The sequence below is a fragment of the Leclercia sp. EC_58 genome (assembly GCF_019584355.1).
Lineage (GTDB): Bacteria > Pseudomonadota > Gammaproteobacteria > Enterobacterales > Enterobacteriaceae > Enterobacter.
In genome coordinates this window covers 976,973-1,002,920 of sequence record NZ_VDAM01000001.1, presented here as the reverse complement: position 1 = coordinate 1,002,920, position 25,948 = coordinate 976,973, and the positions used below count along the sequence as shown (strand labels likewise).

Below are 25,948 nucleotides of genomic sequence, written 5' to 3'. Positions count from 1 at the left end.
GCAGGCGTATCACCGCACTTCTGACTGAGTCAGTTTTATCAGATTGCGAATGGAAGCGGTTACAGAATTTTCATAAAAAGTGTGAGTCGTGTTTAATTTTTCGATCCGCCTCCCACCCTTTTTTAGCTTTCGATAGGATCAACGTCCAGGACCCACTTCACTTTACGCGCTTCCGGCAGGGTGTTAATCAACGCCAGCGTGCCGCTGACGATATGCTGTAGCCGCACCCGAGAAGGGTGTTGCAGCAGGATTTGCCAGCGATAGCGTCCGCCGCGTTTGGGGGCCAGGGCCGGAACCGGACCTAAAATCCACAGCTGATTATCCACCAGCGGGCTGGCCTGCAGCAGGTTGCGCAGCTGCTGGAGGAACAGCGGCGCCTGCTGGTTGTTGTGATCCTCGGCGCGGATAATCACATGGCTGGTCCATGGTGGGAGTTGCAGGGTCTGACGCTCCGCCAGCGCCTGTTCGGCGAAGGCGTCGTAGCCTTTATGCAGCAAGGTTTGCAGCAGCGGATGCTCGGGGTGGTGGGTTTGTAGCACCACCTCACCCTGTTTACCGGCGCGTCCGGCACGGCCTGCCACCTGGGTATAGAGCTGGGCAAAGCGCTCCGCGGAGCGAAAATCAGCCGAGAAGAGCGCCCCGTCGACATCCAGCAGCGCCACCAGGGTCACGTCCGGGAAGTGGTGCCCTTTCGCCAGCATCTGGGTACCGATCAGGATCCGCGCCCCGCCGCGATGCACTTCCGCCAGCTGTTGCTCAAGGGCGCCTTTGCGGCTGGTGGTGTCGCGGTCGATACGTGAGATAGCCACGCCCGGGAAGAAGGGGGTCAGCGCCTGCTCCAGCTGCTCGGTGCCCAGACCGACCGGCACCATATGGGTCGAGCCGCAGGAAGGACACTGGCGCGGCACCGGTCGCTGGCTGTCGCAGTGGTGACAGCGCAAATGATGCTGGGCCTGATGCAGGGTATAGTAGTGATCGCAGCGCGGGCATTCAGCGATCCAGCCGCAGTCGTGGCACAGCAGCGCCGGGGCAAAACCGCGCCGGTTGAGAAACAGGATCACTTGGTTGTCGGCCTGCAGATGCTGGCGCATGCGGGCGATCAGCGCCGGGGCTAGCCCGGCCTGCACCGGCTGACCTTTCAGATCCAGTACATGCTGCATGGCAGGACGGGCATTACCCGCCCGCCGCGTCAGGCGTAATAGATGGTATTTTCGCTGGCGCACATTGTGCAGCGTCTCCAGCGCAGGGGTCGCGGAGCCGAGAATGATTGGGATCTGTTCGCTGTGGGCGCGATAGACCGCCAGGTCGCGGGCGTGATAGCGCCAGCCCTCCTGCTGTTTATAAGAGCTGTCGTGCTCTTCGTCGATGACGATCACCCCGAGATTTTTAAAGGGTGTAAACAGGGATGAGCGGGTGCCAATCACGATTGCCGCTTCGCCATTTTTCGCTTTCAGCCAGGCGCTGAGGCGCTCGCTGTCGTTTAAGCCGGAGTGCAGCACCTCGACCGGGGCGTTAAAGCGCTCGCGAAAACGGGCGATGGTCTGCGGGGTCAGGCCGATTTCCGGCACCATCACCAGGGCCTGCTTGCCCTGAGCCAGTACATTTTCCAGTACGCTCAGATAGACTTCAGTTTTACCGGAACCGGTCACGCCTGCCAGCAGCCAGGCTGAAAAGCGATCGGACGCGCTGTGGATCGCCCCAACGGCGGTCGCCTGTTCGGTATTGAGCCGCAGACGGTCGCCCGCGACGCTAAAGCCGTCGCGCCAGTCGATAAGCGCCGGCGCTTCGCAGGCCAGTTCGCTCAGCCCTTTTTTACGTAAGCTCTGCAACGCCGCGTCGTTAAAGTCGAGGCTCTCAACCTGATGACGCCAGATCCTGCCCTGGCGTAACGCCGCCAGCGCCTGCTGCTGTTTCGGGGAGCGTTTCAGGCTATTAATATCTACCGCCTGGCCCTGTTCAGTGGCAAACCAGTACCACATCGGCGCATGGCTGGCGCTTTTGCCCTGTCGCAGCAGAATCGGTAAGGCGTGAAACAGCACATCGCCAATGGGATGATGATAATAGTCGGCCGCCCACAGGAGCAGTCGCCAGACGCTAGAGGAAAAGACCGGCTCGCTGTCCAGCACCTCAACCACGCTTTTGAGTTCACTGAGAGGTAACTCGCTGTGCTGGCTTATGGAGACCACAATGCCCACCCGCTGCTGTTTGCCAAACGGCACATTCACGCGACAGCCCGCCTCAGCCTGCATATTGTCTGGCAGCAGGTAGTCAAAGGTACGGGGAAGCGGAACGGGCAGGGCAACGTGAGCAACGGGCATCGAATCTTCCTGACTTGAAAAGTGGCGCGTTAGTATACACATTAGTGAAAGGCGGCGTGCGGATCAGTTTGCATACCCTGGTTAAATTCTGTATGATTCGCCGCCTTTGGTGCACTTTGCATCAAAGAACTTACATTCAACATCGCGTGGTGTCTGGCGTTAGGGCTGGAAGAGCGACGCGGCCTTAACTGAGGTTCTCCCATGAAAAAAGATATCCATCCTAAATACGAAATGATTACTGCAAACTGCTCTTGCGGTAACTCTATCCAGATCCGCTCCACCGTGGGTCACGATCTGAACCTGGACGTGTGCGGCCAGTGCCACCCGTTCTACACTGGTAAGCAGCGTGACGTTGCAACCGGTGGCCGTGTTGACCGCTTCAACAAGCGTTTCAGCATCCCGGGTTCCAAGTAAGTTTCCCGAAAAAAAAGCGCCGCAAGGCGCTTTTTTTGTATCTGTAAATCAGTATTCCCACGTCTCCGGGTCGATACCCAGCTCACGCATGATCACCTTTGCCTCTTCCGGAATTTCATCGCTACGCTCTTTGCGCAGGTCTTCATCGTTCGGCAACGGTTGACCGGTAAACGCGTGCAGGAACGCTTCGCACAGCAGTTCGCTGTTGGTAGCGTGACGCAGGTTATTCACCTGACGACGCGTGCGTTCATCGGTGAGGATCTTTAACACCTTCAGAGGAATGGAAACCGTAATTTTTTTTACTTGTTCACTCTTCTTACCGTGCTCAGCGTATGGGCTGATATATTCGCCGCTCCATTCAGCCATGAGATACCTTTAATCCTCTCTGTCATTAATATGAGGCTGACACCGCAGCGATACGCCGGGGTTCGAGCCATAATCGCGCGTAGTTTACCGTAGAGATGCCGTTGTGACACGGATATTGCCTCTGCGGTATGCGCTAAAGCATATAATTTTAACGGCTATTTGCGCATTGCTCAATCTATACGCAAAGAAGTTTAGATGTCCAGATGTATTGACGTCCATATAATCAATGTTTACTCTGGTGCCTGACTTTTCATCCATTAAGCCAGGAAGCCTTCACCATGACGCGTAAACAGGCCACCATCGCAGTGCGTAGCGGATTGAATGATGACGAACAGTACGGCTGCGTTGTCCCGCCGATTCACCTCTCCAGTACCTATAACTTCACCGGATTTAATGAACCACGCGCCCATGACTACTCGCGCCGTGGTAACCCTACGCGTGATGTCACCCAGCGCGCGCTGGCGGAGCTGGAAGGTGGCGCAGGTGCGGTGATGACCAATACCGGCATGTCGGCTATTCATCTGGTGACCACGGTGTTCCTGAAACCTGGCGATCTGCTGGTGGCCCCGCACGACTGTTACGGCGGCAGCTACCGCCTGTTTGACAGCCTGGCGAAGCGCGGATGCTATCGCGTGCTGTTTGTCGATCAGGGTGATGAGCAGGCGCTGAAACAGGCGCTGGCAGAAAAACCGAAGCTGGTATTAATCGAAAGTCCGAGCAATCCGCTGCTGCGCGTCGTGGACATTGCAAAAATTTGTCAGCTTGCAAGGGATGCGGGAGCGATAAGTGTAGTGGATAATACGTTCCTCAGTCCGGCGCTACAGAACCCGCTGGCACTGGGAGCAGACCTGGTATTGCATTCATGCACCAAATATTTGAACGGCCACTCGGACGTGGTTGCCGGGGTGGTGATTGCGAAAGATCCGGAGGTTGTCACCGAACTGGCATGGTGGGCGAATAACATCGGCGTCACCGGCAGCGCGTTCGACAGCTATCTGCTGCTGCGTGGGCTGCGCACCCTGTCGCCGCGTATGGATGTGGCGCAGCGTAATGCCCAGGCGATTGTCGATTTCCTGAAGACCCAGCCGCTGGTGAAAAAGCTCTATCACCCGTCGCTGCCGGAGAATCAGGGGCACGAGATTGCTGCGCGTCAACAAAAGGGTTTTGGCGCGATGTTAAGTTTTGAGCTGGATGGCGATGAGCAGACGCTGCGTCGCTTCCTGAGCGGGCTGTCACTGTTTACGCTGGCGGAATCTTTAGGTGGGGTTGAAAGTTTGATCTCCCACGCCGCCACCATGACGCACGCAGGCATGGCGCCAGAAGCGCGTGCCGCCGCCGGGATCTCCGAGACGCTGTTGCGTATCTCAACCGGTATTGAAGATTGTGAAGATTTAATTGCCGATCTGGAAAATGGCTTCCGGATCGCAGCCAAGGGGTAATCATGAGTGTGATAGCGCAGGCAGGGGCGAAGGGTCGCCAGCTGCACAAGTTTGGTGGTAGTAGTCTTGCTGATGTGAAATGTTACCTGCGGGTCGCGGGGATCATGGCAGAGTATTCGATGCCGGGGGACATGATGGTTGTCTCTGCGGCGGGCAGCACCACCAACCAGTTGATTAGCTGGCTGAAGTTGAGCCAGACCGATCGTCTCTCTGCGCATCAGGTTCAACAAGCGTTACGCCGTTATCAGAGTGAATTGATCGCCGGGTTACTGCCTGCCGACGTGGCCGATGGCCTGATCAGCAACTTTATCCAGGATCTGGAGCGGCTGGCCGCTTTACTCGACAGCGGCGTGACCGATGCCGTTTACGCCGAGGTAGTGGGCCACGGTGAAGTGTGGTCTGCCCGTCTGATGGCGGCGGTTCTGCAACAGCAGGGGCTGGAGGCCGCATGGCTGGACGCGCGGGACTTCCTGCGTGCCGAGCGTGGCGCTCAGCCGCAGGTTGATGAAGGCCTCTCTTATCCGCTGCTCCAGCAGCTGCTGGTGCAGCATCCGAATAAACGTATTGTCGTGACCGGCTTTATCAGCCGCAGCAATGCGGGTGAAACCGTGCTGCTGGGGCGTAACGGCTCCGACTACTCGGCAACGCAGATTGGTGCGCTGGCCGGTGTGTCGCGCGTCACCATCTGGAGCGACGTGGCGGGCGTCTATAGCGCCGACCCGCGCAAGGTTAAAGATGCCTGCCTGCTGCCGCTGCTGCGTCTCGATGAAGCCAGCGAGCTGGCCCGTCTGGCGGCCCCGGTTCTCCACGCCCGTACCCTGCAGCCGGTTTCCGGCAGCGATATCGATCTGCAGCTGCGCTGCAGCTACACGCCGGATCAGGGTTCCACCCGCATTGAGCGCGTGCTGGCTTCCGGCACCGGGGCGCGTATTGTCACCAGCCATGACGATATCTGCCTGATTGAGTTCCTCGTTCCTGCTGGTCAGGATTTCAAACTGGCGCATAAAGAGATCGACCTGATCCTCAAGCGTGCCCAGGTGCGCCCGCTGGCCGTGGGGGTGCATACCGATCGTCACCTGCTGCAGTTCTGCTACACCGCCGAAGTGGCCGACAGCGCGCTGAAGATTCTGGATGAAGCGGGCCTGCCGGGCGAGCTTCGTCTGCGTCAGGGGCTGGCGCTGATTGCGATGGTGGGCGCGGGCGTCACCCGTAACCCGCTGCACTGCCACCGTTTCTGGCAGCAGCTGAAAGGGCAGCCGGTTGAATTTACCTGGCAGTCTGAAGAGGGCATCAGCCTGGTGGCGGTGATGCGTACCGGGCCAACGGAGAGTCTGATCCAGGGCCTGCACCAGTCGCTGTTCCGCGCCGAAAAACGCATCGGTCTGATGCTGTTTGGGAAAGGGAATATCGGTTCCCGCTGGCTGGAGCTGTTTGCCCGCGAGCAAACCACGCTCTCGGCGCGTACCGGTTTTGAATTTGTACTGGCGGGCGTGGTGGACAGTCGCCGCAGCCTGCTCAGTTATGAAGGGCTGGACGCCAGCCGTGCGCTGGCCTTCTTCAACGATGAAGCCATCGAACAGGATGAAGAGTCGCTGTTCCTGTGGATGCGCGCCCACCCCTATGATGACCTGGTGGTGCTGGATGTCACCGCAAGCGAGCAGCTGGCCGATCAGTATCTTGATTTCGCCAGCCACGGCTTCCACGTCATCAGCGCTAACAAACTGGCGGGGGCCAGCAACACCCGCAACTATCGTCAGATCCACGACGCCTTTGAAAAAACGGGCCGTCACTGGCTCTACAACGCCACCGTCGGTGCCGGTCTGCCGGTGAACCACACCGTGCGCGATCTGATCGATAGCGGCGACAGCATCCTGGCGATCAGCGGTATCTTCTCCGGCACCCTGTCATGGCTGTTCCTGCAGTTTGATGGCACCGTACCCTTCACCGACCTGGTGGATCAGGCGTGGCAGCAGGGGCTGACCGAGCCGGACCCGCGCGTTGACCTCTCTGGCAAAGACGTGATGCGTAAGCTGGTGATCCTGGCGCGTGAAGCGGGCTACGACATCGAGCCGAATCAGGTGCGCGTGGAGTCGCTGGTGCCAGCGGGCTGTGAAGAGGGGTCTGTCGATCACTTCTTCGAGAACGGTGAAGCGCTGAACGAGCAGATGTTACAGCGTCTGGAAGCGGCGCGCGAAATGGGTCTGGTGCTGCGCTACGTGGCGCGTTTCGATGCCAACGGCAAGGCGCGCGTTGGGGTTGAGGCTGTCCGCCCGGAACATCCGCTGGCGGCGCTGCTGCCGTGCGATAACGTCTTTGCCATCGAAAGCCGCTGGTATCGCGATAACCCGCTGGTGATCCGTGGTCCAGGTGCGGGCCGCGACGTCACCGCCGGGGCGATCCAGTCCGATATCAACCGTCTGGCGCAGCTGCTGTAAAACCCTATGCCCGGTGGCGCAACGCTTACCGGGCCTTCTTTTTTCCCATCCTGAACTTTTTTCATCTTCCCTGAGCATTCCTCACCGTCAATGATGATATTTTCAGTTGACGCCAGTCCGCTTTTCCGTCATTTTTACATCTGGACGTCTAAACGTATAGAAGTTCGAAGCATAACAAACAACGACACGCGATTGATGAGGTAAGGTATGAGCTTTTTTCACGCCAACCAGCGGGAAGCCCTGAATCAGAGCCTGGCTGAAGTAAACGGCCAGATTAACGTCTCTTTTGAATTTTTCCCGCCGCGCACCAGTGAAATGGAGCAGACCCTGTGGGCCTCTATCGATCGCCTGAGCAGCCTGAAACCGAAATTTGTCTCCGTGACCTACGGCGCCAACTCCGGCGAGCGCGACCGCACGCACAGCATCATTAAAGGCATTAAGGATCGTACCGGTCTGGAAGCTGCCCCGCATCTGACCTGTATCGACGCCACCCGCGACGAGCTGCGCACCATCGCCCAGGATTACTGGAATAACGGTATCCGCCACATCGTGGCCCTGCGTGGCGACCTGCCGCCGGGCAGCGGTAAGCCGGATATGTACGCGACCGATCTGGTGGCGCTGCTGAAAGAGGTGGGCGATTTCGACATCTCCGTGGCGGCTTACCCGGAAGTGCACCCGGAAGCGAAAAGCGCCCAGGCGGATCTGCTCAACCTGAAACGCAAAGTGGATGCGGGTGCCAACCGTGCCATCACCCAGTTCTTCTTTGATGTTGAAAGCTATCTGCGCTTCCGCGACCGCTGCGTCTCCGCCGGTATCGACGTGGAAATTATCCCTGGTATCCTGCCGGTTTCTAACTTTAAGCAGGCCAAGAAATTTGCCGACATGACCAACGTGCGCATCCCGCACTGGATGGCGAAGATGTATGAAGGCCTGGACGATGACGCCGAAACCCGCAAGCTGGTGGGTGCCAGCATCGCCATGGATATGGTGAAGATTTTAAGCCGTGAAGGGGTGAAGGATTTCCATTTCTATACCCTCAACCGCGCCGAAATGAGCTACGCGATCTGCCACACGTTAGGGGTTCGCCCGGGTCTGTAAAGACGAAGCCCTCAATAATATGAGGGCTTTTATATTTCAGGTGGATAACAACGGTATTAACTATCAAATCTGTGGATTGTTTCAATTATCTCTTATTCCCGGTGGTGTATATCCTAACGATAAAACCATAGAGGGAGCAGAGCGATGAGTACGTCCGACGAGAACCAGAATTCAGGTAAGTGCCCTTTCCATCAGGGCAGTTATGACAAGAGTGCCGGTGCCGGCACCAACAGCCGGGACTGGTGGCCTAAACAACTTCGTATTGATCTTCTCAACCAGCATTCCGAACGTTCCAACCCGCTAGGCAAAGACTTCAACTACCGCAAAGAATTCAGCAAGCTGGATTACTCCGCTCTGAAAGGCGATCTGAAAGCGCTCCTGACCGATTCTCAACCGTGGTGGCCTGCAGACTGGGGCAGCTATGCCGGTCTGTTCATTCGCATGGCGTGGCACGGCGCGGGCACCTATCGCTCTGTAGACGGGCGCGGCGGCGCAGGCCGCGGTCAACAGCGTTTCTCTCCGCTCAACTCCTGGCCGGATAACGTCAGCCTCGATAAGGCGCGTCGTCTGCTGTGGCCGATCAAACAAAAATATGGCCAGAAAATCTCCTGGGCCGATCTGTTTATTCTTGCGGGCAACGTGGCGCTGGAGAACTCCGGCTTCAGAACCTTTGGCTTTGGTGCCGGACGCGAAGATGTCTGGGAACCCGATCTGGACGTTAACTGGGGCGATGAGAAAGCCTGGCTGGAGCATCGTCACCCGGAAAGCCTGGCGAAAAGCGCCATTGGCGCCACCGAGATGGGGCTAATTTACGTTAACCCTGAAGGGCCCAACGCCAGCGGTGAACCGCTGTCGGCGGCGGCGGCTATCCGCGCCACCTTTGGCAACATGGGGATGAACGATGAAGAGACCGTCGCGCTGATCGCAGGCGGCCATACGCTGGGTAAAACCCACGGGGCAGGGGAAGCCAGCCATGTGGGTGTCGATCCGGAAGGCGGCCCGCTTGAAGCTCAGGGCCTGGGCTGGGCCAGCACCCACGGTACCGGTATCGGGGCAGACGCCATTACCTCCGGCCTGGAGGTGATCTGGTCCCAGACGCCGACCCAGTGGAGCAACTACTTCTTCGAGAATCTCTACAAATACGACTGGGTGCAAACCCGCAGTCCGGCTGGTGCTATCCAGTTCGAAGCGTCGAATGCGCCGGAAATCATGCCGGATCCCTTCGACCCGTCGAAAAAACGTAAACCGACCATGCTGGTGACCGACCTGACGCTGCGTTTCGATCCGGAATTCGACAAAATTTCTCGTCGCTTCCTCAACGATCCGCAGGCCTTTAACGAAGCCTTCGCCCGCGCGTGGTTCAAACTGACCCACCGTGATATGGGGCCGATTTCCCGTTATATCGGACCGGAGGTGCCAAAAGAAGAGCTGATTTGGCAGGATCCGCTGCCGCAGCCGTTCTTCCACCCGACTGCTGAAGATATCGAAAGCCTGAAGGCGGACATTGCGGCTTCTGGCCTGTCGGTGAGCGAGCTGGTGTCGGTGGCATGGGCGTCGGCTTCCACCTTCCGCGGTGGCGATAAGCGTGGCGGGGCCAACGGCGCACGTCTGGCGCTGGCGCCACAGCGTAGCTGGGATGTCAACGCCGTCGCCGCGCGTGTACTGCCGGTGCTGGAAGGGATCTATAAATCGGCGCATAAAGCATCGCTGGCGGACATCATCGTGCTGGCCGGTGTGGTGGGTGTTGAGCAGGCGGCGAAAGCGGCGGGCTTCAACGTTACCGTACCGTTTACGCCAGGCCGCGTTGATGCGCGCCAGGATCAGACCGATATCGGCATGTTTACGCTGCTGCAGCCGGTTGCCGATGGCTTCCGTAACTACCGGGCGGCGATCGACGTCTCCACCACCGAATCGTTGCTGATTGATAAAGCGCAGCAGTTGACGCTGACCGCACCAGAGATGACGGTGTTGCTGGGCGGGCTGCGCGTACTGGGTGCTAACTTTGATGGCGGTAAGAGCGGCGTCTTTACCGACCGCGTGGGCGTGCTCAGCACGGACTTCTTCGTCAATCTGCTGGATATGGGCACGCAGTGGAAAGCCACCGATGAATCCAGCGAGCTGTTCGAAGGGCGCGATCGTATGAGCGGGGAAGTCAAATATCTGGCGAGCCGTGCCGATCTGGTGTTCGGTTCTAACTCCGTGCTTCGTGCCCAGGCGGAGGTTTACGCCAGCAGCGATGCCCACGAGAAGTTCGTGAAGGACTTTGTCGCGGCATGGGTGAAAGTGATGAACCTCGACCGGTTCGATCTGCTGTAAACACAAAATCCCCGCTCCGGCGGGGATTTTTTTTGCCCGGCGGCGCTACGCTTGCACGGGCCTACGGGTTTTGTAGGCCGGGTAAGGCGCAGCCGCCACCCGGCAATAAAGGCTACTCCCACTCCTGCATAAAACGCTGGCCGTACTGGTCGGCCACCAGCAAGGCGGCATACACCTGATCCGCCGTTGTCCCGCCCGGCATGTTATGGATGGTTTCATCTTTCGCACAGGCTGCTGTCGCCACCAGGCGCATTTTGGCGGGGATATCTTCGGTGATATCCAGCTGCGCCAGCGTGATGGGCAACCCTACGCTGTGGCAAAGTGCCGCGACGGTTTCAATCTCTTCAACCGGGGCATTCTCCAGCACCAGCTGGGTCAGCGTGCCAAACGCCACTTTCTCGCCGTGATAGTAATGATGGGCATCCGGAATGGCGGTCAGGCCGTTATGAATGGCGTGGGCCGCTGCCAGACCACCGCTTTCAAAACCGACGCCGCTCAGATAGGTGTTGGCTTCAATGACCCGCTCAAGGGCAGGGGTCACCACATGCTGCTCTGCCGCCAGCATCGCTTTTTCACCCTCTTCAATCAGGGTGTTGTAGCACAGTTCGGCCAGCGCCAGTGCGGCCTGGGTGCATTTGCCTCCCGCCATGGTGGTGGTGCCGCTGCGTGAGCAGGCCCGGGCTTCAAACCAGGTTGCCAGCGCGTCGCCGATGCCAGCTGCCAGCAGACGTGCAGGCGCCCCTGCCACCACTTTGGTATCCACAATCACGATGTTCGGGTTATGCGGCAGCATCAGGTAGCGATCAAACTCCCCGCTGTCGGTGTAGATAACAGAAAGCGCGCTGCAGGGTGCATCAGTAGAGGCAATGGTCGGGGCAATGGCGACAGGGACATCCATGAAATGCGCCAGCGCTTTGGCGGTATCCAGCGTTTTACCGCCGCCGATGCCGAGGATTGCCTGGCAATCTGCACTTTTCGCCAGCTTGCGCAGCCGGTCGATCTCGTTCTGCGAACATTCGCCGCCAAATGGCGCAATTTCTACGTACAGTTCCGCCTGTTTAAAACTCTGACGCAGCGTCTCTTCCGCAAAGCCCAGCACAAATTTATCGCCCACCACCAGCCAGCGCGCCGCCAGCGGTCTCAGGTAGTCGCCGAGGCGTGAGAGCACATCTGCACCCTGAATGTATTTGCCAGGCGATTGAATAATACGATCCATCCTATGTCTCCTTTACAGGTTGAGGCTACCAAACGCGTTTTTCCAGTCCTGCTCAAACTTGTCTATGGCTGACTCTACCGCTGGCGTATTGAGCATTTGTTGCGCTACATCAGTCGGCAGGGTGATCGCTTCACAACCGGCGAGCAGGCAGTCCAGCGCCTGACGTGGCGTTTTGAAGCTGGCGGCCAGCACGCTGCTCCCTGGCGCATGCATTTCCAGCAGGCTTTGCAGTTCCTGTACCGTGCGGATCCCGTCGCCCCCCTGGGCATCCACGCGATTGACGTAGGGCGCGATGTATTTCGCCCCGGCTAACGCCGCCAGCAAACCTTGTGAGGCGCTGTAAACTGCGGTGCCGAGCGTAGTAATACCCTCTTTTTTAAGGGCTTTAATCGCGGCCAGTCCTTCAGCGGTAACCGGAATTTTGACCACAATAGTGGGGATCGCTTTACGCAGGCGTCTGGCTTCGGCAATCATCCCTTCGGCGTCGCGGCTCATTGTCTGGGCGAACAGGATGCCCTGCGGGCCGATGACGTTCTGCAGGCGCGGCAGGACTTCCCAGAGCGGCTCTCCGCTGGCGGCAATGATGCTCGGGTTGGTGGTCACACCGGCAATGGGAAAGATGCGGGCAAGGCGTTCAACGTCCGCCACGTTGGCGGTATCCAGATACAGTTCCATTATTTTTCCTTAAGTCAGCGGGTATGAATTAAGGATACGGCGGGCCAGATGGCGTGAACCAGAAGTCAAATTTGCCAAATACTGGACAAATGTAAGGTCCTTAGCGAAGTGAGAGGACGATCACAATGCTAGTTTTTGGCAGTGAGCTGGCTGTGATACTGGCGGCGATATTCCGAAGGCGAGCGCTCCGTGTGCCTGCGAAACAGTCGACAGAAGTAGTTGCTGTCGGCAAAGCCGCAATGCGCGGCGATATCTTTAATTTTCAGATCGTAGCCTTTGAGCAAATGCCGGGCATGTTCGAGACGAACGTGGGTCAGGTATTCATTAAACCCAACGCTGCCGGTCTTTTGAAAAAGGTGAGAAAGGTAGTTCGGTGAAATATAAAACGCCTGTGCCACCGACTCGCGGGTAAGTGGGGAGGCATGGTGTTCTTCGATATAGCGACGAAGGGCTTCGAACAACGCCCGGCTGCGGGAGGCGGTGTGGATATCGCTGCCCAGCAGATCGCGGCAGTGACTTAGCAGGCTTAACACCACCAGTCTGGCCGTCTCCTGTTCATCCGGCTGCATCTGCAACTCCGCGAGCGTTTGCAGCAGAAAGGCACCCGTTCTCGGGCCGCGCCTGGCAACCTGCTGTTGGCATAAAACGGTACTGTCACGCTGGAGTTGAATCGTCAGCTGCTGCTTACCGAAGCTGATGCTGAGTAGGGTGACGGACGGAAGATCGTCAATAAACCCGACGGAAGAGAAGACCGCATCATGCGTTTCGCCTTCAGGAACAATGACCAGACGAGGAGAAGTATGCGGAACCCGTTCGGCCAAAGGCGCAAAATGCACCTGACGCAGCGGCGGCGTACCCTTTATCAGGTCAGTCAGAATAGAGGTGATATCGTGGTGCATAGTGGAGGTTCTGAGGTAATGCCCGGCGGTGCTGCGCTTGCCGGGCCTGCGTGATGCCTTTGTAGGCCGGGTAAGCGCAAGCGCCACCCGGCGGAACCCATTAGCCGGTGTTACGCATCCCCGCCGCAACGCCCGCGATGGTGACCATCAGCGCCTGTTCCACGCGCGGATCTGGCTCCTGACCCTCTTCTTCCGCTTTACGCGAACGGTACAGCAGCTCTGCCTGCAGAACGTTCAGCGGGTCGGTGTAGATGTTACGCAGCTGGATAGACTCCGCAATCCACGGCAGATCGGCCATCAGGTGGGAATCGTTGGCGATAGCCAGCACCACTTTGATGTCGCCTTCCAGCAGTTCGCGCAGCTCTTTACCCAGCGTCCACAGCTCCGGTTTCACCAGGCGCTGGTCGTAGTATTCCGCCAGCCACAGGTCGACTTTGGAGAAGACCATCTCCAGCATGCCCAGACGGGTAGAGAAGAACGGCCAGTCGCGGCACATGGTTTCCAGTTCGCTCTGCTTGCCGTCGTCCACCACTTTTTGCAGCGCGGCACCGGCACCCAGCCAGGCCGGGAGCATCAGGCGGTTTTGCGTCCACGCGAAGATCCACGGGATGGCACGCAGAGACTCTACGCCACCGGTCGGGCGACGCTTGGCCGGACGGGAACCGAGCGGCAGTTTACCCAGCTCCTGCTCCGGTGTCGCCGAGCGGAAGTAAGGCACGAAATCTTTGTTTTCACGCACGTAGCCGCGATACATATCGCAGGAGATATCCGACAGCTCGTCCATAATATGGCACCAGGCGGCTTTCGGCTCTGGCGGCGGCAACAGGTTGGCTTCGAGGATCGCGCTGGTGTAGAGCGACAGGCTGCTGATGGTCACTTCCGGCAGGCCGTACTTAAAGCGGATCATCTCGCCCTGTTCGGTCACACGCAGACCGCCTTTCAGGCTGCCCGGCGGCTGGGAAAGCAGCGCCGCATGCGCTGGCGCACCGCCACGACCGATAGAGCCGCCGCGACCGTGGAACAGGGTCAGTTCAATACCGGCTTTCTCGCAGGTCTTGATCAGTGCGTCCTGCGCCTGATACTGCGCCCAGGATGCTGCCATTACGCCCGCGTCTTTTGCGGAGTCGGAATAGCCAATCATCACCATCTGTTTGCCCTGAATAAAGCCGCGATACCAGTCGATATTCAGTAGCTGGGTCATTACGTCGTTAGCGTTGTTCAGGTCATCAAGGGTTTCGAACAGCGGCGCCACCGGCAGGGCATAGTCGATGCCCGCTTCTTTCAGCAGCAGATGAACACCCAGCACGTCGGATGGGGTCTTCGCCATGGAGATCACATAGGCGGCCACCGATCCTTTCGGCGCATCAACGATCGCTTTGCAGGTGTTGAGCACTTCGCGGGTTTCGTTGCTTGGCTCCCAGTTGCGCGGCAGCAGCGGACGTTTGGAGTTCAGCTCGCGGATCAGGAAGGCCTGTTTGTCAGCTTCTGACCAGCTTTCATAGTCGCCAATGCCGAGATAGCGGGTCAGCTCGCCCAGCGCTTCGGTGTGACGGGTGCTCTCCTGACGCACGTCGATACGTACCAGCGGCACGCCAAAACACTTCACGCGGCGCAGGGTGTCGAGCAGTTCGCCGTTGGCGATGATGCCCATACCGCAGGCCTGCAGCGATTTATAGCAGGCATACAGCGGATCCCAGAGCTGCTCGTTCTGGCTCAGCAGTCCTTCTGGCTTCGGCAGACGCTGGCCTTTCAGGCGGGCTTCCAGCCAGGCCTGTGTCGCCAGCAACTGGCCGCGCAGCTTTTTCATCAGATAACGGTACGGCTCGCTGGCACCCTCTTCGCCGGCCAGCTCGCGCAGTTCTGGGGTGGCTTCAACCATCGACAGCTCAGAGATGAGCACCTGAATATCTTTCAGGAACAGGTCGGTGGCTTTCCAGCGGCTCAGCAGCAGTACGTGGCGGGTGATGTCAGCAGTCACATTCGGGTTGCCGTCGCGGTCGCCACCCATCCAGGAGGTGAAGCGCACCGGCACAAAATCCACCGGCAGGCGATAGCCGAGGTTCTCTTCCAGCTGCTCGTTCAGCTCGCGCAGGTAGTTTGGCACCCCTTCCCACAGGCTGTTTTCCACTACCGCAAAGCCCCATTTGGCTTCGTCAACCGGGCTTGGACGGTGCTTACGAATTTCATCGGTATGCCAGGACTGGGCAATCAGCTGGCGCAGACGGCGCATCAGCTGGTTACGTTCGTAATCAGCGATCTCTTTGTTATCCAGCTGCTTCAGGCAGTTGTTCACCTCCACCATTTTGTGGATCAGGGTACGACGGGTGATCTCGGTTGGGTGGGCGGTGAGCACCAGCTCCAGCGACAGGGACTCGACGGCCTTTTTGATGGTGGCTTCGTTAAGATCGGGTTGGTCCTTGAGTTTTCTGAGCGTGCGGGCAATCACTTCCGGGTTGCTGGCCCCTTCGCCATTCGGCGAAATGCTGTGGTACTGCTCGGCGGTGTTTGCCAGGTTCAGGAACTGGCTGAAGGCACGGGCAACAGGGAGCAGTTCGTCGTTGGAGAGGTTCTGCAGCGTGGTGAGCAGCTCCTGACGATTGGCTTCGTTACCCGCGCGGGAAGATTTAGACAGCTTACGGATTGTTTCAACGCGATCGAGAATGTTCTCGCCCAACGCATCCTTGATGGTATCTCCCAGCACCTTGCCGAGCATACTGACATTACTACGCAACGCGGAATATTGTTCGTTCATAAAAACCCAGTCACCCCATCATTTTTGTTTATGCCCGTAAAGCCATCTCGCGGACATTATTTTGTCATCTCCCTTTATAAAGCCACGTAAAACCCCCGTCGTCAATTGCTGCGAAAACGGTTCAGCAAACGAATAAATAGGGGCAATTTACGAAATTTAATTCGCTTTGCGTCAGATAAGAGATGCTTATGAGAATGTGACGAAGATCATGAGATTTTTCCCCTCTCGCGAAAGAGGGGAACAGTCATTAATGCCAGCAGAAGTGATGCACAACCTGAGCGATCAGCTCGCGGGTTGGCTTGATAAAGCGGGTTTCCAGGTACTCATCCGGCTGGTGGGCCTGGTTGATGGAGCCTGGGCCAAGCACCAGGGTCGGACAGAGGGTCTGAATAAACGGCGCTTCGGTGCAGTAATTCACCACGTCGGTTTTCTCGCCGAGCAGTTTTTCCACCACTTCCACCAGCTGATGGTCCGGCGGGCACTCGTAACCCGGGATTGGCGGATGCAGCTCAGAGACCGTCAGGCGGCCCGGCCAGCGCTCGCTCACCGGGGCCAACGCTTCGTTCAGCAAGCCGTCGAGGTCGCTCAGGGTCATGCCCGGCAGCGGGCGAATATCCATATGCAGTTCACAGCAGGCGCAGATACGGTTAGACGCGTCGCCGCCATGCAGGCTGCCGAGGTTCAGCGTCGGGTAAGGAACGGTGAAGGCATCGTAGTGATACCGCTCCTTCAGATCGTCGCGCAGCGTCATGATGCGGCCAATGGCGTCGTGCATCAGTTCAATGGCGTTAACGCCGCGCGCCGGATCGCTGGAGTGGCCGGACTGGCCCAGCACGCGCACCGCTGTGGAGATATGGCCTTTATGCGCGCGAATCGGTTGCAGAGATGTTGGCTCGCCGATGATGGCGCAATCCGGACGAATCGCCGTGTTTTCCGAGAAGTAGCGTGCCCCGGCCATGCTGGTCTCTTCATCGGCGGTGGCCAGAATGTAGAGCGGCTTTTTCAGTTTGGTCACGTCAACGTCACGCAGCGCGTCGAGGATAAAGGCGAAAAATCCTTTCATGTCGGCGGTGCCCAGCCCGTAGAGCTTGTTGTCGTGCTCGGTCAGGGTGAAGGGGTCGCGCGTCCAGCGGCCGTCATCAAACGGCACGGTGTCGGTGTGCCCTGCCAGCAGCAGGCCGCCCGCACCCTGACCGGTACTGGCGAGCAGGTTAAATTTATTACGGGTTCCCGGGACCGGCTGAACCTCCACCTTAAACCCGAGATCGCTGAACCAGCCTGCCAGCAGATTGATTAAAGTCTCATTACTCTGATCCAGCGCTTCTTCCGTTGCGCTGATGGACGGCGTGGCAATCAGGGCGCGGTAGATCTCGATAAATGGCGGTAAATTCATTTTCATTGTTGACACACCTTAGGTCGTGATAGTATCAATATTCATGCAATAAATGTGAATAAAAATACATTAACGTTGAGCATAAAGGAACCCGATGTTGAATACGCTGATTGTAGGCGCTAGCGGTTATGCGGGCGCAGAGCTTGTAAGCTACGTGAATCGCCATCCTCATATGACCATAACCGCTTTGACTGTCTCAGCGCAAAGCAATGATGCAGGAAAGTTAATTTCCGATTTACATCCACAGCTTAAAGGGATTGTCGATCTGCCATTGCAGCCAATGTCGGATATCAGCGAATTTACCGACGGCGTGGACGTGGTCTTTTTAGCCACCGCTCACGAAGTCAGCCACGACCTGGCGCCGCAGTTCCTGGCGGCCGGTTGCGTGGTATTCGATCTCTCCGGTGCGTTCCGCGTGAACGACGCCGCGTTCTATGAAAAATACTACGGTTTCACCCATCAGCATCCGGACCTGCTTGAAAAGGCAGTCTACGGTCTGGCGGAGTGGAGCGCAGACAAACTGAAAGAAGCGAACCTGATTGCCGTACCGGGTTGCTACCCGACGGCGGCGCAGCTCTCCCTGAAGCCGTTGATCGACGCGGGCCTGCTGGATCTGAACCAGTGGCCGGTGATCAACGCCACCAGCGGCGTGAGCGGGGCAGGACGCAAAGCGGCTATCTCCAACAGCTTCTGTGAAGTGAGCCTGCAGCCGTATGGCGTGTTCAATCACCGCCATCACCCGGAAATCACTACCCATCTGGGCGCGGAGGTGATTTTCACGCCGCACCTGGGCAGTTTCCCGCGTGGGATCCTCGAAACCATCACCTGCCGCCTGAAGCCTGGCGTGACCAAAGAGCAGGTGAGCGAGGCCTTTACCCAGGCGTATGCGGATAAACCGCTGGTGCGTCTCTATGACAAAGGCGTGCCCGCGCTGAAAAATGTGGTCGGCCTGCCGTTCTGCGATATCGGTTTTGCCGTGCAGGGCGAGCACCTGATTGTGGTGGCCGCAGAAGATAACTTACTGAAAGGCGCTGCCGCCCAGGCAATGCAGTGCGCAAATATTCGTTTTGGCTATGCTGAAACGCAGTCTCTTATTTAAGGTGTGATGATGAACCCATTAATTATCAAGCTTGGTGGTGTACTGCTGGACAGCGAAGAAGCGCTGGAGCGTCTGTTTACCGCGCTGGTTAACTATCGCGAGTCACATCAACGCCCGCTGGTGATTGTTCACGGCGGCGGCTGTGTGGTCGATGAGTTAATGAAAGGCCTGAACCTGCCGGTGAAAAAGAAGAACGGCCTGCGCGTCACGCCTGCCGACCAGATCGACATCATTACCGGTGCGCTGGCGGGGACAGCCAACAAAACCCTGCTGGCATGGGCGAAGAAACACCATATCGCCTCCGTGGGTCTCTACCTGGGCGATGGCGACAGCGTTAAGGTGACCCAGCTCGATGAAGAGCTTGGCCACGTTGGCCTGGCCCAGCCGGGTTCGCCAAAACTGATTAATACACTGCTGGAAGGCGGTTTCCTGCCTGTCGTCAGCTCTATCGGTGTGACCGAAGAGGGGCAACTGATGAACGTCAACGCTGACCAGGCGGCAACCGCCCTGGCGGCAACGCTGGGCGCAGACCTGATCCTGCTCTCCGACATGAGCGGCATTCTGGACGGCAAAGGCCAGCGCATTGCGGAGATGACCGCGGCAAAAGCCGAGCAGCTGATTGATCAGGGCATTATTACCGACGGCATGATTGTCAAAGTGAACGCCGCGCTGGATGCGGCGCGCACGTTGGGCCGTCCGGTGGATATCGCCTCCTGGCGTCACGCGGAGCAGCTTCCGGCGCTGTTTAACGGCACGCCGATTGGCACGCGTATTTTAGCGTAAGTTTTTAATGAATGACCGTAGGCCGGGTAAGCGCAACGCCACCCGGCAGAACTAACGAATAAAGGAACGATGTTATGGCACTTTGGGGTGGGCGTTTTACACAGGCAGCGGATCAACGGTTCAAACAGTTCAACGACTCTTTGCGCTTCGACTACCGCCTGGCCGAACAGGATATCGTCGGCTCTGTGGCCTGGTCCAAAGCGTTGGTCACCGTTGGCGTGCTGACCGCAGACGAACAGCTGCAGCTGGAAGAGGCGCTGAACAATCTGCTGGAAGAGGTGCGCCTTAACCCGCAGCAAATCCTTGAAAGCGATGCCGAAGATATTCACAGCTGGGTGGAAGGCAAACTGATCGACAAAGTCGGCCAGCTGGGTAAAAAGCTGCACACTGGCCGTAGCCGTAACGACCAGGTGGCAACCGATCTGAAGCTGTGGTGTAAAGAGACCGTGGCGGAACTGCTGGCGGCTAACCGTCAGTTGCAGAGTGCGCTGGTGGAGACCGCGCAGAATAACCAGGATGCGGTGATGCCGGGGTATACCCACCTGCAGCGTGCGCAGCCTGTCACCTTTGCTCACTGGTCGCTGGCCTATGTAGAGATGCTGGCGCGCGATGAAAGCCGCCTGCAGGATACCTTAAAGCGTCTGGACGTGAGCCCGCTGGGCAGCGGCGCGCTGGCCGGCACCGCCTATGAAATCGACCGTGAACAGCTGGCGGGCTGGCTGGGCTTTGCCTCTGCGACCCGTAACAGCCTGGACAGCGTATCCGACCGTGACCATGTGCTGGAGCTGCTCTCCAACGCTTCTATCGGCATGGTCCATCTGTCGCGCTTCGCCGAAGATCTGATCTTCTTTAACTCCGGTGAAGCCGGATTTGTTGAGCTGTCTGATCGCGTGACCTCCGGCTCTTCCCTGATGCCGCAGAAGAAAAACCCGGATGCGCTGGAGCTGATCCGCGGTAAGTGTGGCCGTGTGCAGGGTGCGCTGACCGGGATGATGATGACCCTGAAAGGGCTGCCGCTGGCCTACAACAAAGATATGCAGGAAGACAAAGAAGGGCTGTTCGATGCGCTGGACACCTGGCTGGACTGTCTGCATATGGCGACCCTGGTGCTGGACGGCATTCAGGTGAAACGCCCGCGCTGCCAGGAAGCCGCCCAGCAGGGCTATGCCAACTCCACCGAGCTGGCGGACTATCTTGTGGCGAAAGGCGTTCCGTTCCGTGAAGCGCACCATATTGTCGGTGAAGCGGTCGTGGAAGCGATTCGTCAGGGCAAAGCGCTGGAAGATCTCCCGCTTGCCGATCTGCAGAAATTCAGCAACGTGATTGGCGATGATGTCTATCCGATCCTGGCGTTGCAGTCTTGTCTGGACAAGCGTGCGGCAAAAGGCGGCGTGTCACCGAAACAGGTGGCGCAGGCCATTGCGGATGCGAAAACCCGTCTGGTGTGATGCCTGATATGTCGGATGGCGGCTTCGCCTTATCCGACCTACAAACCAAAGCCCAACCCTGTGTTGGGCTTTTTTACGCAAAAAAAAGCGGACCACGGGGTCCGCAAAAGTTCACGTTGGCTTTAGTTGTGCGAGTTTTGAGAGAAACTCGTAAGACGGGACAGGACTTCAAGGGTAATCGGTGCCGCCTCGTCTCTGTGATGCATTATTCAACAGAATGCTTGATAGGGATAATCGTTCATTGCTATGCTATCTATCGCCATGAACTATCGTGGCGACGGAGGATGAATAATGAATATTCGTGATCTTGAATACCTGGTGGCGTTAGCCGAACACCGCCATTTTCGCCGCGCGGCAGACTCCTGCCACGTCAGCCAGCCAACCCTTAGCGGTCAGATCCGTAAGCTGGAAGACGAGCTTGGTGTAATGCTGCTGGAGCGCACCAGTCGTAAAGTGCTGTTCACCCAGGCAGGCCTGCTGCTGGTGGATCAGGCGCGCACCGTGTTGCGCGAGGTCAAAGTGCTCAAGGAAATGGCAAGCCAGCAGGGGGAGACAATGTCCGGCCCGCTGCATATTGGCCTGATCCCAACCGTTGGCCCGTACCTGCTGCCGCATATTATTCCTTTGCTGCATCAGACCTTCCCTAAACTCGAAATGTACCTGCATGAAGCGCAAACCCATCAGCTGCTGGCGCAGTTAGATAGCGGTAAGCTCGACTGTGCCATTCTGGCGTTGGTCAAAGAGAGCGAAGCCTTTATCGAAGTGCCGCTGTTTGATGAGCCGATGATGCTGGCGATCTATGAGGATCACCCGTGGGCGAGCCGCGATCGCGTGCCGATGGCCGATCTGGCCGGTGAAAAGCTGCTGATGCTGGAAGATGGTCACTGCCTGCGCGATCAAGCGATGGGCTTCTGTTTTGAAGCCGGTGCCGATGAAGATACCCACTTCCGCGCAACCAGCCTGGAAACGCTGCGTAACATGGTGGCGGCGGGAAGCGGTATTACGCTGCTGCCTGCGCTGGCCGTGCCGCGTGAACATAAGCGTGATGGCGTGGTCTATCTGCCATGCATCAAGCCGGAGCCGCGGCGTACCATTGGCCTGGTTTATCGTCCGGGTTCACCGCTGCGCAGCCGCTATGAGCAGCTGGCGGAGGCCATCCGTGGTGCAATGGATGGCCATTTCGACAGCACCTTAAAACAGGCGGTTTAAGCCATTCAGCGCCGCTACCCGATAGGCTTCCGCCATGGTCGGGTAGTTAAAGGTGGTATTAACAAAGTATTCGATGGTGTTACCACCACCTTTTTGCTCCATGATCGCCTGGCCGATATGGATAATTTCCGCGGCGCGTTCACCGAAGCAGTGAATGCCGAGGATCTCTTTCGTCTCGCGATGGAACAAAATCTTCAGCGTACCGACGCTCATTCCCACGATTTGCGCCCGCGCCAGATGTTTAAACTGGGCACGACCCACCTCGTAAGGCACCTTCATGGCCGTCAGTTGCTGTTCGGTTTTCCCTACAGAACTGATCTCCGGAATGGTGTAAATGCCTGTCGGAATATCTTCGATCAGGTGTGCTGTCGCTTCGCCTTTCACCAGCGCCTGAGCGGCAATGCGCCCCTGGTCGTAAGCCGCTGACGCCAGGCTTGGATAACCAATCACGTCACCCACGGCATAGATATGTGGCAGGGCGGTCTGGTACATACTGTTCACCTTGATCTGCCCGCGGCTGTCGGTGGTCAGACTGATATTTTCCAGCGCCAGCGAATCGGTATTACCCGTACGGCCATTGGCATACAGCAGGCAGTCGGCTTTCAGCTTTTTGCCGGATTTCAGGTGCATGATGACGCCATCATCGCAACCTTCGATCTTCTCGTACTCTTCGTTGTGACGAATCACCACGCCGCTGTTCCAGAAATGATACGAGAGCGAGTCAGACATCTCCTGATCGAGGAAGGCCAGCAGACGATCGCGGGTGTTAATCAGGTCGACCTTCACGTTCATACCGCGGAAGATAGAGGCATATTCACAGCCGATCACCCCGGCGCCGTAGATGAGTACATGGCGCGGTTCATGGTGCAGGCTCAGAATGGAGTCGCTGTCGTACACGCGCGGGTGGGAGAAATCGACATCGGCCGGGCGATACGGGCGTGAGCCGCAGGCGATCACAAATTTCTCTGCGGTGATGGTCTCAACAGAACCGTCATGGCACTCCAGCGCCAGCGTATGTTCATCCACAAAATGCGCGCTGCCCTGCAGAATTTCGCAGTGGTTGCGCTCATAAAAACCCTGGCGCATGCGCGTCTGCTGATTAATCACGTTATCCGCGTGATTCAGGATATCGGCAAAGGAGGAACGAAGAAGACGGGAGTGATCGCTGTAGAGAGGGTTCTGGTTAAATTCAATAATGCGGCTGACGGCGTGGCGGAGGGCTTTGGAAGGGATGGTGCCCCAGTGGGTACAACCGCCGCCAACGTTATGGTAGCGCTCAATAACCGCTACTCTGGCTCCCTGTTTAACCAGTCCCATAGCAGCGCCTTCGCCGCCGGGGCCGGAACCAATAACAATTGCGTCGTAATCGTAGGAATGTGACATGGTAAGGCTTACCTGTTCTTATACATAAAAGCAACAGAATAGTAACATCATTGACAGGATAACCCAATTATCGTTGTGCTCTTTTCGCGCGGTGGAGCACAAACAACATGTAAACCTTCATTCTGTAAGCCAGGTAATCCGATTAATTTTATTCTCTGGTATAGTGCCTGCGGGCCTTTGGAAGGATTCAACTATCGTGATGGGCGTAAGAGCACAACAAAAAGAGAAAACCCGGCGTTCGCTGGTAGAAGCTGCATTCAGTCAACTGAGTGCTGAGCGAAGTTTTGCCAGTCTGAGCCTGCGAGAAGTCGCACGCGAAGCCGGGATTGCGCCTACCTCTTTCTATCGTCACTTCCGTGACGTGGATGAACTGGGTCTGACCATGGTGGATGAGAGCGGGCTGATGCTGCGCCAGCTGATGCGCCAGGCGCGTCAGCGTATCGCCAAAGGGGGCAGCGTGATCCGCACCTCTGTTTCCACTTTTATGGAATTTATCGGCAATAATCCCAACGCGTTTCGTTTATTGTTACGGGAACGCTCAGGCACCTCGGCCGCGTTTCGTGCCGCCGTGGCCCGCGAGATTCAGCATTTTATTGCGGAACTTGCCGACTATCTTGAACTCGAAAACCATATGCCGCGCGCCTTCACTGAGGCGCAGGCCGAGGCGATGGTAACAATAGTCTTCAGTGCGGGCGCCGAAGCACTGGATGTGAGCGTTGAACAACGCAAGCAACTCGAAGAGCGACTGGTATTGCAACTGCGGATGATCTCTAAAGGGGCTTATTACTGGTATCGCCGTGAACAAGAAAAACTGGCGCATCAATCCGATGAGTGAAAGGTGAGTAATGAAACAGACAGGACAGGATAAAGGAACATTATTGCTGGCATTGATCGCTGGCTTATCCATTAACGGTACGTTCGCAGCGCTTTTTAGCTCTATTGTACCGTTCTCGGTTTTCCCGATGATCTCTCTGGTGCTGACGGTGTACTGTCTCCATCAGCGTTATCAGAATCGCACCATGCCGGTGGGGTTACCGGCATTGTCGGCGGCGTTCTTTGTGCTGGGCGTCCTGCTGTATAGCACCGTGGTGCGAGCTGAGTACCCGGACATTGGCTCTAACTTCCTGCCGGCTGTGCTGTCGGTGGCGCTGGTGTTCTGGATCGGCATTAAAATGCGTAACCGTAAGCAGCAGCTGCCAGAGTAATCATCTTGCCGTTCTGTAGGGCAGGTAAGCGCAGCGCCACCTGCCAAAAAGCGCCAGCTGGCGCTTCGTTTATCCGGCCTACGCGTTTTTAGCCGTCAGTAACACCCCGCACTCCATATGGTGCGTGTACGGGAACTGATCGAACAGAGCCAGACGTTCAACCTTGTGCGTCTGGCTTAATGTTTCCAGGTTCTGACACAAGGTCTCCGGATTACAGGAGATATAAAGAATACGCGGGTACGCCTGCACCATCTTCTCCGTTTCGCTGTCCAGCCCACTACGTGGCGGGTCGACGAAAATGGTCTCACACTGGTAGCTCTTCAGATCGATCCCCTGCAGACGGTTAAAGTCCCGCACGCCGTTCATCGCCTGAGTAAACTCTTCCGCCGACATGCGAATGATCTGCACATTATCAATGTGGTTCGCTGCAATGTTGTATTGCGCGGCGGCAACCGACGGCTTGGCAATTTCCGTGGCCAGTACGCGGTCGAAGTTACGCGCCAGCGCCAGCGAGAAGTTGCCGTTACCGCAGTACAGCTCCAGCAGATCGCCGGTTGAGCCCTCGGTGGCATTCAGCGCCCACTCCAGCATCTGCACGTTCATCGCCGCGTTCGGCTGCGTAAAGCTGTTCTCCACCTGGCGGTAGATCATCTCTTTTCCGGCAACCGGCAGGCGCTCGTCTATATAGTCCTGATCCAGTGCGATTTTGGTTTTGGTTGCGCGGCCAATCAGATGCACATTGATGTTCTGCGCGCGCAGCGCATCACGCAGGGCTTCCGCGGCCTGGCGCCACTCGTCGTTCAACGCCTTATGGTACAGCAGCGAGACGATGGCCTGATTGCTTTGGGTGGTCAGGTAGTCGATCTGGAAGAGCTTATGGCGCAGCAGCGGATTATTACGCACGCCATCCATCATCAGCGTCATCAACTGGTTAATCAGCTCGCTGGCCGCCGGGAAACTGTCCACGCGGATCCGGCTTTTGGTCTGCTGATCGAAAATGATGTGGTACAGGTCGTCGCCGTCGTGCCAGATGCGGAATTCGGCACGCATACGGTAGTGGCTAACCGGGGAGCGGAACACCTCAGGCGCAGGCGCAGCAAAAGGCGTCATCATACTTTGCAGACGGACGACTTTCTCTGCCAGTTGCGCGTCGTACTGTTCTGTCGGGAGGTGTTCTGGGGTCATGATGCTTCCTGTTGATGATGAATTACGCGGGGATTGTAGGGATTGTACAGGGGATGTCCAGCCTTAATGGTCAACGGCAGTCTGGACATCTATACGTGTCTAAATGTAGCATTATGTTTCCGGTCTCTTATGAGTGAAAAGGGAATCCAGTGCAAATCTGGAGCTGACGCGCAGCGGTAAAGACTGGCGGGATGAGTTAACAGACACTGTGAAAATGGGAAGTCTACATCCAATAAACGCCACCTAGCCCGAAGACCTGCCGGGATCACGTCGCATTTGGTTTCATCATCGCGTGCTATCGATGGGGCCTGCGGC

Annotated in this window: 20 protein-coding genes and 1 riboswitch; of the genes, 11 read left to right on the top strand and 9 right to left on the bottom strand. The window is 57.4% G+C overall.

The window, feature by feature from the left end:
* Positions 1 to 122: 122 nt before the first annotated feature.
* Entirely contained in the window at positions 123 to 2,318 is a 2,196-nt protein-coding gene (gene priA / locus FHC51_RS04985; RefSeq protein ID WP_220435017.1) for a primosomal protein N', read from the bottom strand.
* Positions 2,319 to 2,519: 201 nt separating this feature from the next.
* Here priA and rpmE point away from each other — a divergent pair, with 201 nt between their 5' ends.
* A complete protein-coding gene (gene rpmE, locus FHC51_RS04980) occupies positions 2,520 to 2,732 on the top strand; it encodes a 50S ribosomal protein L31 (protein ID WP_103177500.1) in 213 nt (70 codons plus the stop codon).
* 48 nt (positions 2,733 to 2,780) lie between these two features.
* Here rpmE and metJ read toward each other — a convergent pair whose 3' ends face one another.
* Complete coding sequence (gene metJ, locus FHC51_RS04975) at positions 2,781 to 3,098, bottom strand: met regulon transcriptional regulator MetJ (protein ID WP_015966498.1); 318 nt, start codon at positions 3,096 to 3,098, stop codon at positions 2,781 to 2,783.
* A 278-nt stretch (positions 3,099 to 3,376) separates the two neighbouring features.
* Between metJ and metB the strand changes: the two genes are divergently transcribed.
* The 4 genes from metB to katG all read left to right on the top strand — a co-directional run bounded on the left by metB (position 3,377) and on the right by katG (position 10,386).
* Positions 3,377 to 4,537, top strand: a complete 1,161-nt coding sequence (metB, locus tag FHC51_RS04970) for a cystathionine gamma-synthase (protein ID WP_103177499.1) — start codon at positions 3,377 to 3,379, stop codon at positions 4,535 to 4,537.
* Between the two features lie 2 nt (positions 4,538 to 4,539).
* Complete coding sequence (locus FHC51_RS04965; RefSeq protein WP_103825238.1) at positions 4,540 to 6,972, top strand: bifunctional aspartate kinase/homoserine dehydrogenase II; 2,433 nt, start codon at positions 4,540 to 4,542, stop codon at positions 6,970 to 6,972.
* Positions 6,973 to 7,179: 207 nt separating this feature from the next.
* Positions 7,180 to 8,070, top strand: a complete 891-nt coding sequence (metF, locus tag FHC51_RS04960; RefSeq protein WP_032615268.1) for a methylenetetrahydrofolate reductase — start codon at positions 7,180 to 7,182, stop codon at positions 8,068 to 8,070.
* A gap of 144 nt (positions 8,071 to 8,214) precedes the next feature.
* On the top strand, positions 8,215 to 10,386 hold the full coding sequence (katG, locus tag FHC51_RS04955) for a catalase/peroxidase HPI (protein ID WP_220435016.1): 2,172 nt from the start codon (positions 8,215 to 8,217) through the stop codon (positions 10,384 to 10,386).
* Positions 10,387 to 10,498: 112 nt separating this feature from the next.
* Here the strand turns inward: katG and FHC51_RS04950 are convergent, their stop codons facing one another.
* From FHC51_RS04950 to argE, 5 genes are all read right to left on the bottom strand, one after another.
* Positions 10,499 to 11,602 carry a glycerol dehydrogenase gene (locus FHC51_RS04950; RefSeq protein WP_220435015.1) on the bottom strand — a complete coding sequence of 368 codons (1,104 nt, stop codon included), beginning with the start codon at positions 11,600 to 11,602 and terminating at the stop codon, positions 10,499 to 10,501.
* Positions 11,603 to 11,614: 12 nt separating this feature from the next.
* Entirely contained in the window at positions 11,615 to 12,277 is a 663-nt protein-coding gene (fsa, locus tag FHC51_RS04945; RefSeq protein WP_220435014.1) for a fructose-6-phosphate aldolase, read from the bottom strand.
* Positions 12,278 to 12,405: 128 nt separating this feature from the next.
* Positions 12,406 to 13,176: an AraC family transcriptional regulator gene (locus FHC51_RS04940; protein WP_114316392.1), complete on the bottom strand. Its 771-nt coding sequence runs from the start codon at positions 13,174 to 13,176 to the stop codon at positions 12,406 to 12,408.
* A gap of 100 nt (positions 13,177 to 13,276) precedes the next feature.
* A complete protein-coding gene (gene ppc / locus FHC51_RS04935) occupies positions 13,277 to 15,928 on the bottom strand; it encodes a phosphoenolpyruvate carboxylase (protein WP_103825233.1) in 2,652 nt (883 codons plus the stop codon).
* 247 nt (positions 15,929 to 16,175) lie between these two features.
* Complete coding sequence (gene argE, locus FHC51_RS04930) at positions 16,176 to 17,327, bottom strand: acetylornithine deacetylase (RefSeq protein WP_220435013.1); 1,152 nt, start codon at positions 17,325 to 17,327, stop codon at positions 16,176 to 16,178.
* A gap of 88 nt (positions 17,328 to 17,415) precedes the next feature.
* Here argE and argC point away from each other — a divergent pair, with 88 nt between their 5' ends.
* From argC to oxyR, 4 genes are all read left to right on the top strand, one after another.
* Positions 17,416 to 18,420, top strand: a complete 1,005-nt coding sequence (argC, locus tag FHC51_RS04925) for an N-acetyl-gamma-glutamyl-phosphate reductase (RefSeq protein WP_159340314.1) — start codon at positions 17,416 to 17,418, stop codon at positions 18,418 to 18,420.
* Between the two features lie 6 nt (positions 18,421 to 18,426).
* Positions 18,427 to 19,203 carry an acetylglutamate kinase gene (argB, locus tag FHC51_RS04920; protein ID WP_220435012.1) on the top strand — a complete coding sequence of 259 codons (777 nt, stop codon included), beginning with the start codon at positions 18,427 to 18,429 and terminating at the stop codon, positions 19,201 to 19,203.
* 74 nt (positions 19,204 to 19,277) lie between these two features.
* Entirely contained in the window at positions 19,278 to 20,651 is a 1,374-nt protein-coding gene (gene argH / locus FHC51_RS04915) for an argininosuccinate lyase (RefSeq protein ID WP_114388288.1), read from the top strand.
* 291 nt (positions 20,652 to 20,942) lie between these two features.
* Positions 20,943 to 21,860: a DNA-binding transcriptional regulator OxyR gene (gene oxyR / locus FHC51_RS04910; RefSeq protein WP_103825228.1), complete on the top strand. Its 918-nt coding sequence runs from the start codon at positions 20,943 to 20,945 to the stop codon at positions 21,858 to 21,860.
* Here oxyR and sthA read toward each other — a convergent pair.
* Entirely contained in the window at positions 21,843 to 23,243 is a 1,401-nt protein-coding gene (sthA, locus tag FHC51_RS04905; RefSeq protein ID WP_220435011.1) for a Si-specific NAD(P)(+) transhydrogenase, read from the bottom strand. The two genes, oxyR and sthA, sit on opposite strands and share 18 nt — an antisense overlap.
* Positions 23,244 to 23,439: 196 nt before the next feature.
* Here sthA and fabR point away from each other — a divergent pair, with 196 nt between their 5' ends.
* Positions 23,440 to 24,078 (top strand): HTH-type transcriptional repressor FabR, encoded by a 639-nt coding sequence (gene fabR, locus FHC51_RS04900; protein WP_032615233.1) that lies wholly within the window; start codon positions 23,440 to 23,442, stop codon positions 24,076 to 24,078.
* Between the two features lie 10 nt (positions 24,079 to 24,088).
* Positions 24,089 to 24,448: a YijD family membrane protein gene (locus tag FHC51_RS04895; RefSeq protein ID WP_103177480.1), complete on the top strand. Its 360-nt coding sequence runs from the start codon at positions 24,089 to 24,091 to the stop codon at positions 24,446 to 24,448.
* Positions 24,449 to 24,526: 78 nt separating this feature from the next.
* Here FHC51_RS04895 and trmA read toward each other — a convergent pair whose 3' ends face one another.
* Positions 24,527 to 25,633, bottom strand: a complete 1,107-nt coding sequence (trmA, locus tag FHC51_RS04890) for a tRNA (uridine(54)-C5)-methyltransferase TrmA (protein WP_103825227.1) — start codon at positions 25,631 to 25,633, stop codon at positions 24,527 to 24,529.
* 103 nt (positions 25,634 to 25,736) lie between these two features.
* Positions 25,737 to 25,912, top strand: a riboswitch (cobalamin riboswitch).
* The last annotated feature ends 36 nt before the right edge of the window (positions 25,913 to 25,948 follow it).

Bases quoted from the DNA above. Each gene is read 5' to 3' on its own strand.
- priA (WP_220435017.1), bottom strand. From the start codon at position 2,318: ATGCCCGTTGCTCACGTTGCCCTGCCCGTTCCGCTTCCCCGTACCTTT.
- rpmE (WP_103177500.1), top strand. From the start codon at position 2,520: ATGAAAAAAGATATCCATCCTAAATACGAAATGATTACTGCAAACTGC.
- metJ (WP_015966498.1), bottom strand. From the start codon at position 3,098: ATGGCTGAATGGAGCGGCGAATATATCAGCCCATACGCTGAGCACGGT.
- metB (WP_103177499.1), top strand. From the start codon at position 3,377: ATGACGCGTAAACAGGCCACCATCGCAGTGCGTAGCGGATTGAATGAT.
- FHC51_RS04965 (WP_103825238.1), top strand. From the start codon at position 4,540: ATGAGTGTGATAGCGCAGGCAGGGGCGAAGGGTCGCCAGCTGCACAAG.
- metF (WP_032615268.1), top strand. From the start codon at position 7,180: ATGAGCTTTTTTCACGCCAACCAGCGGGAAGCCCTGAATCAGAGCCTG.
- katG (WP_220435016.1), top strand. From the start codon at position 8,215: ATGAGTACGTCCGACGAGAACCAGAATTCAGGTAAGTGCCCTTTCCAT.
- FHC51_RS04950 (WP_220435015.1), bottom strand. From the start codon at position 11,602: ATGGATCGTATTATTCAATCGCCTGGCAAATACATTCAGGGTGCAGAT.
- fsa (WP_220435014.1), bottom strand. From the start codon at position 12,277: ATGGAACTGTATCTGGATACCGCCAACGTGGCGGACGTTGAACGCCTT.
- FHC51_RS04940 (WP_114316392.1), bottom strand. From the start codon at position 13,176: ATGCACCACGATATCACCTCTATTCTGACTGACCTGATAAAGGGTACG.
- ppc (WP_103825233.1), bottom strand. From the start codon at position 15,928: ATGAACGAACAATATTCCGCGTTGCGTAGTAATGTCAGTATGCTCGGC.
- argE (WP_220435013.1), bottom strand. From the start codon at position 17,327: ATGAAAATGAATTTACCGCCATTTATCGAGATCTACCGCGCCCTGATT.
- argC (WP_159340314.1), top strand. From the start codon at position 17,416: ATGTTGAATACGCTGATTGTAGGCGCTAGCGGTTATGCGGGCGCAGAG.
- argB (WP_220435012.1), top strand. From the start codon at position 18,427: ATGATGAACCCATTAATTATCAAGCTTGGTGGTGTACTGCTGGACAGC.
- argH (WP_114388288.1), top strand. From the start codon at position 19,278: ATGGCACTTTGGGGTGGGCGTTTTACACAGGCAGCGGATCAACGGTTC.
- oxyR (WP_103825228.1), top strand. From the start codon at position 20,943: ATGAATATTCGTGATCTTGAATACCTGGTGGCGTTAGCCGAACACCGC.
- sthA (WP_220435011.1), bottom strand. From the start codon at position 23,243: ATGTCACATTCCTACGATTACGACGCAATTGTTATTGGTTCCGGCCCC.
- FHC51_RS04895 (WP_103177480.1), top strand. From the start codon at position 24,089: ATGAAACAGACAGGACAGGATAAAGGAACATTATTGCTGGCATTGATC.
- trmA (WP_103825227.1), bottom strand. From the start codon at position 25,633: ATGACCCCAGAACACCTCCCGACAGAACAGTACGACGCGCAACTGGCA.